Here is an 11938-nt window from a genome sequence, read left to right as displayed (position 1 = left end):
TTATTGATTTTTAATCAATTATGTTTTTTGTCGTGTACTAAAGAACAATTTGTAAGGCTTCAACCGATAACTATTAAACTTTACACATTGGCTGACTATAAAATTTTCAAAAATTACGTCTTTTAACGGATAATTTCAAGCTGATTTACAGTGGTGATGTCAAGCAAACTGCAAATGATACCCGTATCAACCAGATAAAGTTTCGGTTTTTTAGTAATGCGTTTGCCGAAATTAGCATAATACGGTGGCAATAAATAACCCCAGCAACCTCCAAATAACTTACCCAACTTTTCAGTATTTTCGAATCAATATTTAGTTCGTTTGCCCACTTTGTCTAACACCTATTACCGCAACTGCCCGAAACATCTGAGCTGTTTTTTTAAGCTTTCCCTCTATTTTTCGTTCAAATTCCGTAATCTAAAAGTGTGTATTTTCGGAATTCAATTCCGAAAATACATACTTTTTTCACATTTTACCTTGTGCAAATTCGGAATTGAGTTCTTAATCTACACAAAATAGTGACTGTGTAATTCCAAATTACGGCACGTTTTGGTGAGAAATATATCAACTTCTGAAAGCTAAACTCCGTTACTAGATTTACAGAGAAGTCGCGTTTTTACCTACTTTCAATCCATTCCCGAGCGTTCACAAATGCTTGCAACCACGGCGTCGCTTCTTTTGGATCGTTCGGATAGTGGGCCCAGTTCCAACCAAAAATCGAGCGTTCAATATGTGGCATCATCACCAAATGTCGGCCGTCTTTGCTCGCTAACATGGCCGTATTAAAGTCGGAACCATTCGGATTTGCCGGATACTCCGCATAAGCATATTTCGAAACAATGTGGTACTGCGATTCGTCGCCCGGAAGTTCAAACCTACCTTCGCCGTGCGAAACCCAAACGCCAAGGGTACTTCCCGCTAAGTTGCCTAACATCACGCTGTTGTTCGGCAATATTTCTACCGACGTAAATATGCTTTCGTGTTTGCGCGATACGTTGTGCTTCATCTTTCCGTGAACCGGAAGCTCCGGATGTATCACTTCCAATTCCATTAAAAGCTGACAACCGTTGCAAATGCCCACCGAAAGCGTGTCCGGACGTGCATAAAAATCAGACAGGGCTTTTTGCGCCTTTTCGTTGTACTTAAACGAGCCAGCCCAACCTTTTGCGCTTCCCAAAACATCTGAGTTTGAGAAACCGCCCACAGCTCCAATGAATTGAACGTCTGATAAATCGATCCGACCCGTAATCAAATCCGTCATGTGAATGTCGATTACATCGAAACCGGCCAAGTACATTGCATGTGCCATTTCGCGTTCCGAATTCGAACCTTGCTCACGAATCACAGACGCTTTTGGTCGGTTGCTTACCTGCACATCGGATACTTGCGTGTATGAATTTGGAAAACGGTATTTCAACGCTTGTTTATCGAATTGTTCCGCACGAACTTCGGCCATACCGTTCGCGGTTTGCAAACGATCAAACAAGTACGAAGTGTTGTTCCATAACTTGCGATACGATTTTATATTCAAAGTCAAATCGTTTATAATCAATGACTCAGAATTCGTAACCTCGCCAATGCGTTCAAATGAAATGTGGTGCTTTTGAAGGATGTTTTCTAAGGCCGTATCGTTGGTTGCTTGTACGACAACCGCTGTATTTTCGGCAAAAAGTTTGGTAGTGAAATCGGCTTGTGGGTCGATTCTAGTTAAATCGATTGTGGCGCCTACGTTTGTGGTGGGAAAGCAAAGTTCGAGTAGCGTGGTTACCAAACCACCGCCGCTAACGTCGTGTCCGGCGCAAACTGCTTCTGCACGGATAGCTTCTTGCAAGGTCGTAAATGCACGTTTGAAATATGCTGCATCGGCAACGTCGTGCGCAGTGGTTCCGATGGCATTTCGCGTTTGCGCAAACGCCGAACCGCCAAGTTGTAGGTTTGAAGCCGATAAGTTTACATAATACACACTGCCTTTTCCGACTTTAAAAACCGGATCGATGGTTTTGGTAAAATCGTCGGTGTGTGCTGCTGCGGAAATGATAACGGTTCCTGGAGAAAGTACGTCGCCGTCCGCATATTTTTGCTTCATCGATAAGCTGTCTTTTCCCGTAGGAATATTGATGCCTAATGCAATTGCAAATTCTGAACAAGCGGCTACCGCATCGTATAAACGTGCGTCTTCTCCGGGATTTTTACACGGCCACATCCAATTGGCACTTAGTGATACGCTTTGAATTCCGTCTTTTAATGGTGCCCAAACCAAATTGGTTAAAGCTTCGGCAATGGCGAGTCGGCTGCCTTTTGCGGCATCGATTAAAGCCGGGATAGGAGCGTGGCCAATACTGTTTGCAATACCGTGCGTTCCTTGGAAATCGAGTGCCGAAATTCCGAGATTACTCAACGGCAGTTGCAATTCGCCAACGCATTGTTGTTTGGCTACACGTCCGCCAACGCAACGGTCGACTTTATTCGTTAACCAATCTTTTGACGCAACGGCTTCGAGTTGAATAACTTGCTTGATGTAGTTTTCAACCTCCTTATTATCGTAGGTGATTTCGGCAAAATTTGCTGGTTTGCGCTCGTCGGTTAATACGGTTTTTGGAGCGCTACCAAATAGATCGTGCAAATCGAAATCCATGGGTTTCTCTCCTGTTTTTTTCGATTCGATCACAAATTTGTGGTCGTTCGTTACTTGTCCGACTTCGTAAAACGGCGCACGTTCGCGTTCGGAAACACGTTGCAACAGCGCTTTATCGTTTTGTTTGATCACCAATCCCATTCGTTCTTGGGATTCGTTACCAATTATTTCTTTTGCAGAAAGCGACGGATCGCCAACGGGTAAAGCATCTAAATTTATGTGTCCGCCGGTAGCTTCGATGAGTTCCGACAAGCAGTTTAAGTGTCCGCCGGCTCCGTGGTCGTGAATAGAAACAATCGGATTTTCATCTGTTTCCACCAGTGCACGAATGGCGTTTGCGGCGCGTTTTTGCATCTCGGGATTCGAGCGTTGAATGGCATTGAGTTCGATACCGCTGCTAAAAGCGCCAGTATCGGCCGAGGAAACGGCTGCACCGCCCATTCCGATTCGGTAGTTATCGCCGCCTAAAACTACAATGGCATCGCCGTTTTCGGGTTGTTTTTTCAAGGCTTGCGCGCGTTTTCCGTAGCCAACGCCGCCGGCTTGCATGATTACTTTGTCGTAGCCTAAACGTATGTTTTGTTCGCTGTGTTCGAAAGTAAATAACGAACCGTTGATGAGCGGTTGTCCGAATTTATTGCCAAAATCGGATGCGCCGTTCGATGCTTTTATCAAGATATCGACTGGTGTTTGGTACAGCCATTTACGCGCTGGAAAAGCATTGTCGTTAAAGTAATTTTCGCGTTCGAGGCGTGGATAAGCGGTCATGTAAACGGCACTTCCTGTTAATGGAATGGCTCCTTGTCCGCCGGCTAAACGATCGCGAATTTCACCTCCCGATCCGGTTGCCGCTCCGTTAAATGGTTCGACCGTTGTCGGGAAATTGTGCGTTTCGGCTTTGATTGACAAAACGCTTTCGAATTCGGATTTGGTGTAAAAGTCGGGCTTGTCTGGACTTTTCGGCGCGAATTGTTCAACGACCGGACCTGCGGTAAACGCCACGTTGTCTTTGTATGCCGAAACAATTGTATTCGGATTTGCTGCCGAGGTTTTTTTGATGAGTTTGAACAAGCTTTCCGGCTGTTCTTGCCCGTCGATTACAAAAGTACCGTTGAATATTTTGTGGCGGCAGTGTTCGGAGTTTACTTGTGAAAAGCCGAATATTTCGGAGTCGGTTAGTGGCCGACCTAATTTTGTGGACAGATTTTCGAGGTATTGCACTTCATCGTCGCTTAGTGCCAAGCCTTCTTGTTTGTTGTAACCCGCGATATCGCTGATGTTTTGAATAGCTTCGGGTTGGATTTTGCTTTGGAAGATTTCTTGCGTGAGATTTTCGAACTTTTGCGACAGCATCGGGTCGAAACTCTGGTTGGCAGCAAACGGACTAAACATTTCGATGCGTTGAATGCCGCTGATTTGCATGTTTTGTGTGATTTCGACGGCGTTGGTGCTCCAGGGCGTTACCATGGAAGCGCGCGGACCCACGAAGGTGCCTGTAACGGTGTCGGAATCGATGCGTTGTGCGTTGCCGAAAAGCCAGTTGAGTTTTGAGATGTCGGTTGCAGAAAGTTCTTGAAAAGGCGCGTCAACAGCGAATAGTTGTTCATTCGCGTTTCGGAAGAAGTGAATCATAAAGCGGTTGTGTTGTTGCGCACAAAAGTACGTATTCGATTGCCAAATAGCAACGCGGAAATGTCTTTCTTGCACGGATTTTCGGGCACAATTTTCGGTAACGATTGCCCGCGCTAAGGATTGCAGTGGAAACCCCGTGCTGTTTGTTGGCTGTGCGCCCCAGTTGGTATTGGCGACTAAAAGAAGCCTATACCGACGATCCGCAAACGGCAACAAACGAGCGGGTTGAAACGAAAAGCCTGACGGCGGCTATTCACCGATCGTCAGGCTTTATGGATTTTTTGAGCCGCCGGAGCGCCCATGTGATTGAAAGTTAATTCTTTACGAACTGTACTTCGGCAATTAGTTTTACCTCTTCGCTAACTAAAACACCGCCGGTTTCGAGTGCGGCGTTCCAGGTGAGGCCGAAGTCTTTGCGGTTGATGACGCCGTGGATGGCCAAACCAATTTTGGTGTTGCCCCATGGGTCTTTCATTTCTTCGCTGATTTCGACTTGCAGGTCGATTTCTTTGCTTGTGCCATTAATTTCGAGGCTTCCGCTTACGATGTAATTCTCGTCGGATAGCGCTTTGATGGCGGTTGACGTGAAATTTAAGCTTGGAAATTGTGCGGCGTCGAAGAAATCGGCTCCTTTTAAGTGTGCATCGCGATCGGTATTTCCGGTATCGATGCTCTCGATTTGTGCGCTGAAGCTGATGTGGGCTGTTTCGAAATCTTCTGTAGCGTTTTCGATACTTGCAGTAATATCTTTAAAACGTCCGGAAACATTAGTAACCATCATGTGTTTCACTTTGAAACCTACTTCAGAATGCGTTGGATCAATCGTCCATTTTGTAGTACTCATAACTTATTTATTTAGCTGTTTAATTGCATTGGAACTTCCATCAATAGGATTTGGGTATCGTTTTCGGTAGTTGTGATTTCAAAACTATCGATGTCCCATATTCCGTAACCGTCGCGGGTTTCGAGTTCTTGCTCGTTAACTTTTGCGCCGCCTTTGATGATAAAAACGTATACGCCGTTTCCTTTTAGTTTGAGGTTGTACGTTGTTTTTTGGTTGGCATCGAACGTTCCGAGGTGAAACCAGGCGTCTTGGTGAATCCACACGCCGGCGTCGTTCGGATCGGGTGATAGCACTTGTTGGAACGCGTTGTGTTCGGCGTTATCGGAGATTTTTATCTGGTCGTAACGCGGTTCTACGTTTCGTTTGTTGGGATACACCCAAATTTGAAGCAGTTTGGTTTCTTCTTTTTGCTTGTCGTTGTGTTCGCTGTGGAATACACCGGTTCCGGCACTCATTACCTGAATTTCGCCGTTTTCGATGACAGCGGTATTTCCAAGCGAATCTTTATGACGCAAGGCGCCTTCGAGCGGAATGGTAATGATTTCCATATTGTCGTGCGGGTGCGTTCCGAAGCCGGTTCCGCCAGCGATGGTATCGTCGTTCAAAACTCGGAGTACGCCGAAGTTCATGCGATCGGGATTGTAATAATTGGCAAAACTAAAGGTGTGTTTTGCGTTAAGCCAGCCGTGGTTTGCACCACCTCTGCTGTTTGCTTTGTGTAAAACTGAGTTTGTCATAACTTTTGAATTAGTGTGAGGCAGATGATTGAATCCAACCGGAGTGGTTTCAGGTTTGCTTGCAACTTTTGCAGTTGTACTTCCGGCCGCTCCGATTAGTATCGAGCCGAGAATACTTTTTTTGAGGAAATCTTTTCGGTTCATCTGTGTTGTAATCTTTTAATTAACGAAGCAAAGTTACGTTGGCAGGCAAGCCAAAAGCATTGACCTAGATTAAGAAATCGCGTTAAAATGGCGTTAATGGAATGGGGGAGTTTTGGTATTAGCGTGTGGGAAAGGAGTAGGGGAGTTAGGATTTTTTTGGTTTTTTTGTTGTGGTTATGATGGAGGGATTTGTTTGCTTAAATAATTTATATTTAATATTTTAACTCGGGTAATATTGCAATATTACAAATGGAAAAATACAAATGCGGTAATTCTCTTTATCTAGAATTTTATCAAAGATAATTTAGTTTAAATCGCTTTTTTGTCGTTTCGAATTTTAGAGAGAAACTCGGGAGAAATTCCGAGGTAGGAAGCGATGTAATGTTGCGGCACGCGCTGTGGAATGTTGGGAAACTGTTTTAGAAAAGCGGCGTAATTTTCGGCAGCGGTAAAAGCAATGTTGTTTACGAGTCGGTTTTGAGTGGAAGCCAAATGGTTTTGTACCATAATTCGGAAAACGCGCTCGAATTTTGGGAGTTGCTCGAGTAGTGCTTCTTTGGCTTCGTAATCGATTTGCAACAGTTCGGTATCTTCGATGAGCTGGATGTTAAATCGCGAGGGTGTTTTTTTGTAGAAGCTTGCAATGTCGCCCAGCCAGTAATCTTCAACGGCAAAGAGTAGCGTAATGTCGTGTCCGTTGGCGTCGGTGTAGAACGTTCGCGCACAGCCTTTGATGATGTACGATTCGTGTTTACATATTTCGCCTTGTTGGAGTAAAATCGATTTTTTCTTGAACTTTTGGTAAGTAAGAAAACTGTGAAAGATATCTAATTCTTCTTCAGAAAAAGGCATGCAACGCTGCAGGAACGCATCGATTTCTGCATAGCGATTTTCATTGACGCTCGCTTTCTTCATGGGAGTGATTTAGCGTAGTGCTTCGTTGATTTCGTTCATCAATAAGCCGCTACCACCGCCGTAATGCGGAATCACTTTGATGTGCGGATATTCACTTAAAATTCGTTCTTTGATTTTAATTTCTTCTTCTGCGGTTAAGCCAGCGGAAAGTAATACCAAGTTAACCTGATCGATTCGGTTATCGTCAACGAGCTCGTCGAAGGTATCGGCAGCAGTTCCCGTAAACGCCTCATTTTGGTTAATCAGACGCATCAGTACTGCTTTTATTTCTTGGCGTTTACCAATCACGGCAATATGAATCGGCATCGGTATTTTTTTTGGCAATGTAAGATTTTTCTTGGTAAAGTAGTGTTGGTTTCTCCTGTTTTTTTACGGCGCTAAATTTTGTAACTAATTCATAACATTAAGCTTGGACCATTTCACTGGGTTCTGCTTTCTTGAAAAACTGCCAAGCTATTGAAAGTAGAATAGTTAACGCAGCACCGATGAAGTTCAACCACAAATAACCCAGTAGTTCTTTTCCGCTTGGGTAAATGTGTATCGTGTAGTAGTAAATCACGAAAATAGTACACTGCGAAACAACAGCGGCTACAAAAACTGCTTGTGCTTTTACGTATTTGATGTAAAAACCAACCAGAAATATGCCCAAAACCGTTCCGTAAAATATAGAACCAATGATATTTACCAGCTGAATTAAATTCTCAAATAAATTCCCAACGCAGGCGATGGCTATAGAAAAAACGCCCCATAACAGCGTGAAAAACCGACTCATAGCTACGTAATGCTCCTCGGATTTTTCGCCTTTTACGTTTCTTTTATAAATATCGATTACCGTTGTTGAAGCCAAAGCACTGAGGCCAGATGCGGTCGACGACATGGCCGCACATAAAATTACCGCCAACAGTAATCCGATGAAACCGATTGGTAAGTAGTTAAGAACAAAGTAGATAAAAATATAATCGGAGTCGTTCGTAATAGCTTTTTCATCTGCTTTTTTGATGAGTGCTTTCGCCGAATCGCGCAAGGCATTTTCTTTTTCGGTGAGTACAAAAATTTGCTTTCGCAGAATTGGATTACTGTTACCGTTATTTAACTGATTGTTGTAATCAAGCGTCACTTGCAAACGTTCGGCTTCCATCGTTTTTAAATCGGCTTCCAGCTTTTCGTAGTCTTTGTTGTACGAACTTGCTGCAACAACTTCTTTGTTGTGTGGATTGAAGTTCAGCGGAATTTCCTTAAACTGAAAAAACACAAAAACCATGACGCCGGTTAACAGAATAAAAAACTGCATCGGTACTTTTAAAAAGCCGTTCATGATTAAGCCCATCTGACTTTCGCGAACCGATTTTCCACTCAAATAGCGTCCTACTTGCGACTGGTCGGTCCCGAAATAGGCAAGCATTAAAAACAAACCGCCAGTAACGCCGCTCCAGAAAGTGTATCGATTTTTAGGATCTACCGAAAAGTCGATGATGTCCATTTTGTGATTGGCACCGGCAATTTCAAGTGCATTTGAAAAACTGATGTCTTTAGGTAAACCGTCGATTATCAGGTAAAAAGCCACAAACATCCCCGACATGATAATGAACATTTGCTGCTTGTGTGTAACGTTTAGTGCTTTAGTTCCGCCAGTTACCGTATAAATGATTACTAATAAACCGATGATTATGTTGAGTTGCGTCACGTTCCAACCGAGAATAGTACTCAGAATAATTGCGGGTGCGTAGATCGTAATTCCGGTACCTAAGCCGCGCTGCACTAAAAATAGGATAGCCGCTAAAGAACGTGTTTTTTGGTCGAATCGTTTTTCAAGAAATTCGTAAGCGGTGTAAACTTTAAGCTTGTGGTAGAGAGGGATGAAGGTGTAGCAGATGATTACCATGGCCAGCGGTAAGCCAAAGTAAAATTGCACAAACCCCATTCCGTCGTTAAAGGCTTGACCGGGTGTGGAGAGAAAAGTAATTGCGCTCGCTTGCGTGGCCATCACTGAAACTCCCACAGTGTACCATGGGGTTTCGTTGTTGCCTAGAATGTAGTCTTCAACACTTTTTGTGCCACGCGTTTTCCACACTCCATAAACCACAATGAAGAAAAGCGTAACTATGAGTATAATCCAATCGAGTTGCTGCATTACTTATACAATTCCATGAGCATATAAAACAAAGCGAAGTAGCAAACATTCGCCAATAACATCCAGGTATATTTCTTTTTCCATTCCATAATTTGCTACTTTGAAACCGAAAGTAAATTAGCCAAAAGTTTGTAAGCGCCGGTTACGCCTTCTGGTAATTGTCGGAAAAAACTTATCCCGCAGTAAATGTAATGACCTTTACCGTAGGGTGCAATTAACAAACCCGATGTTTTTTGTGTTTCTCCTGTATCGGCCATACTCAAAACGGTTTGGTATTTTTCATCCCATTTTGAAGGAAAATAGAGGCCGCGTTCTTGTTTCCAGCTCAAGAAGTCGTTCTGCGTGAGTTTATTAGGTTTGTTGAGCACTTTTGCTTGCGGATCGATAAAATTCACTGCCGAATCTTCTTCGGTGACTCGCTCTCGTCCTATCGTAAGCGGGTAGGGTGTAAAATCTTTCAAAACCAAATCGTCGAGCGTGTTGTATTGCACCAAAAGCGTTTTTCCCGATTGTACGAAATCGAGCAAAAGTGCATGAATACCTACTAAATCTTTATTCACATTGTAGGCGCGAATTCCTGTAATGATTGCATCGAACGTGCTAAGCGATTCTCTAGTAACTTTTTTAGGATCTAACACCACAACTTCTGTTTGTAACTGTTTTAGATAATCAGCTACCTCATCGCCAGCACCGGGAATGTAGCCTATTTTCTTGGCTGAAATATCGATGTCGGCTACAACCAACTTGCAATGTGCTGGTGCAATGAGTTGTTGGTGGTAAATGTGGTCGAATTCTAAAGCGGTTCGGTGCAAAGCCGCTTCGTTGTTGTCGCCCACAACTGCGGTCAGCAAAACGGTATTGTCTGATTTCTGTGGCGTAACTTCGAAAAAAACCGTTTGTTTTTGTCCGGTTTTTAAATCGCGCAAAGCAATAAATTCGGGAGTAACTTTCCAATTTTCAGGTGCCTGCAAGCGAACGGTTGTTTCCGAGAGATCGCTGCTGGGTATAACAGCTAATTCTATGCGTTGTTTTTTGCCGGCTTTCACTAAAAGTGATGTTTGTGCAAAGGCAACATCAAGCTGCGGACTCACCAATAAAGGTTGGAAAATCTCACCTTTCACATCGTCGGTAGTTTTAAATACTACTGGCGTTTTGATGCTAATTGTCTGATTTTCGATTCCAAGAGTCACATTTACGATTACTGCCGGATTTTTTTCTGGAAGTCCGCGGTCGAGCTGATTCCCAACAGCAAACATGCCATCGGTTTTGTTGGCGTTTATGTAATAGGGCGTGGTGTACGGTAAATCTTTCTCCAAACGGAGCTTTAGTTTTTCTTTGTAGCCGACATTTGGTTTCAGCGGAAAATCTAGTTTTGTCACCAGTTGCGATTCTACCGAAATAGTATTCAAAACAAGCGGTATCTCACTGCGGTTAATTATTTCCAGCGAGGCTTCGAATGCGGTTCCGGGCGACATTCGGGCGCTGTTCGTGACAACTTCAATATAAAAACCGCAACTAGCCAAAATGAGTTTGTCGAGTTCCTGGAGTTTGTACGTGCGAAACCCTGATTCGGGTAATGTGTTGAATCGGCTGCGCAGTTCCAGTAATTTTGGTACGCTCGCCGACGGATTTTTAAAATCGAATTGTGCGATAAGGTCGTTGCAAATTTTAAGAATGTTATCTCTTTCGGAAACGCCGTTCCAGTCGTTAGTTTGAAATGCTTTATCGCCTTTGATGAATTCGAGGTATTCTTTTTCGCTGCCGCGCGAGCCCGACGAACCAAAACCTTGCGATTTGTGGCAACTTCTGCTCAAGGCCGCAATTTCTTGAATAGATTTTCCTTCGAGAGGTAGAAATGTTCCGAGATCAATCTCGGTTAAATTTGATTTATCTGCTGCGGCAAACTTTTCTTGGCTTCCGTAAAACCACCACGAGGTATTAAAGAACAACTGTTTTGCTTGCCAAACAGTAACGTATTTCAATTGTTCGGGAAACGCAGTTGGGTCGGCAGCCAGGTCAAATGCTTTCAGGCTTAATTGTGCAGAAGCGGTGTGGTGTCCGTGAGTGGTTCCAGGTGTTCGATGGTCAAAGCGATTGATAATGATTTCCGGTTGTAGTTTTCGGATAATCCACACCATGTCAGAAAGCACGTCTTGTTCGTTCCATTTGGCGAGGGTTTCGGTCGGGTTTTTCGAGAATCCGAAGTCGTTAGCACGGGTAAAGTATTGTTCGCCTCCGTCGATTTTGCGAGCTTCGAGCAGTTCTTGTGTGCGAATCATGCCAAGTTGATCGCGCAGTTGCGAACCGATTAAGTTTTGCCCACCGTCGCCGCGAGTGAGGGAAAGATATGCCGTTCGGTAGTGTTTCGCGTTCGCAAAATAGCTAATCAAACGGGTATTTTCGTCGTCGGGATGTGCCGCTACGTAGAGAACGGAGGTCGTTTTCGACAATTTTTGTAGGCCTTGGTAAATGTCGGCGGCATTCAGTTTTTCTGGTCTTTGCGCCCATAATGCGCTGCTAAAGCAAACGAGTAAGCAAACAAACTTCTTCAAAGCGTTTTTTTGGTAAAGATACTATTCCAAATAGAAATACATATTTCATTAACAGTGAACGTACCGTCGGTGCCTGAGCCTGTCGAAGGCTAATGGAGATTTTTGTATTAAGACTTTGTGACGTTCACTATTTAACGTATCGTTTTTTGGGAAGTTAGTCCCGATAGCTATCGGGATTGATGATTTTGCCATTTAACGTATCGTGTTACCACCCTAACCCACGTATCGTCGTTCGGTGCCTGAGCCTGTCGAAGGCTGGTGCGATTTTTGGGTGGCTTGACACGTTCTGTGTTTTCCTCAACAGTACCCTATTGCGCAAAATTCTGTGAGGTTCAGTGTTTTCTGTGC

At 43.9% G+C, this 11938-nt stretch carries 8 protein-coding genes; all 8 read right to left on the bottom strand.

What is annotated here, in order from left to right:
• Positions 1-122 precede the first annotated feature (122 nt).
• A complete protein-coding gene (locus tag CHX27_RS02865) occupies positions 123-287 on the bottom strand; it encodes a DUF4143 domain-containing protein (RefSeq protein WP_094485259.1) in 165 nt (54 codons plus the stop codon).
• 329 nt (positions 288-616) lie between these two features.
• Positions 617-4267 (bottom strand): phosphoribosylformylglycinamidine synthase, encoded by a 3651-nt coding sequence (purL, locus tag CHX27_RS02860; protein ID WP_094485260.1) that lies wholly within the window; start codon positions 4265-4267, stop codon positions 617-619.
• A 313-nt stretch (positions 4268-4580) separates the two neighbouring features.
• Complete coding sequence (locus tag CHX27_RS02855) at positions 4581-5111, bottom strand: YceI family protein (protein ID WP_094485258.1); 531 nt, start codon at positions 5109-5111, stop codon at positions 4581-4583.
• A gap of 11 nt (positions 5112-5122) precedes the next feature.
• Complete coding sequence (locus tag CHX27_RS02850) at positions 5123-5848, bottom strand: pirin family protein (RefSeq protein ID WP_207758925.1); 726 nt, start codon at positions 5846-5848, stop codon at positions 5123-5125.
• A 453-nt stretch (positions 5849-6301) separates the two neighbouring features.
• A complete protein-coding gene (locus CHX27_RS02845; protein ID WP_094485256.1) occupies positions 6302-6907 on the bottom strand; it encodes a Crp/Fnr family transcriptional regulator in 606 nt (201 codons plus the stop codon).
• Between the two features lie 9 nt (positions 6908-6916).
• Complete coding sequence (locus CHX27_RS02840; RefSeq protein ID WP_094485255.1) at positions 6917-7213, bottom strand: hypothetical protein; 297 nt, start codon at positions 7211-7213, stop codon at positions 6917-6919.
• A 97-nt stretch (positions 7214-7310) separates the two neighbouring features.
• Positions 7311-9038: a sodium:solute symporter gene (locus tag CHX27_RS02835; protein ID WP_094485254.1), complete on the bottom strand. Its 1728-nt coding sequence runs from the start codon at positions 9036-9038 to the stop codon at positions 7311-7313.
• Between the two features lie 95 nt (positions 9039-9133).
• Entirely contained in the window at positions 9134-11590 is a 2457-nt protein-coding gene (locus tag CHX27_RS02830; protein ID WP_094485253.1) for a PIG-L family deacetylase, read from the bottom strand.
• Positions 11591-11938 lie beyond the last annotated feature (348 nt).

Origin of the sequence: Flavobacterium aurantiibacter, assembly GCF_002251775.1 — a bacterium.
Lineage (GTDB): Bacteria > Bacteroidota > Bacteroidia > Flavobacteriales > Flavobacteriaceae > Flavobacterium > Flavobacterium aurantiibacter.
Note: the sequence above shows the minus strand (reverse complement) of the source record. Positions and strands in the feature narration are given on the sequence as shown.

Coding starts and splice junctions, on each gene's coding strand:
- CHX27_RS02845 (WP_094485256.1), bottom strand. CDS start 6,907: ATGAAGAAAGCGAGCGTCAATGAAAATCGCTATGCAGAAATCGATGCG.
- purL (WP_094485260.1), bottom strand. CDS start 4,267: ATGATTCACTTCTTCCGAAACGCGAATGAACAACTATTCGCTGTTGAC.
- CHX27_RS02855 (WP_094485258.1), bottom strand. CDS start 5,111: ATGAGTACTACAAAATGGACGATTGATCCAACGCATTCTGAAGTAGGT.
- CHX27_RS02835 (WP_094485254.1), bottom strand. CDS start 9,038: ATGCAGCAACTCGATTGGATTATACTCATAGTTACGCTTTTCTTCATT.
- CHX27_RS02850 (WP_207758925.1), bottom strand. CDS start 5,848: ATGACAAACTCAGTTTTACACAAAGCAAACAGCAGAGGTGGTGCAAAC.
- CHX27_RS02840 (WP_094485255.1), bottom strand. CDS start 7,213: ATGCCGATTCATATTGCCGTGATTGGTAAACGCCAAGAAATAAAAGCA.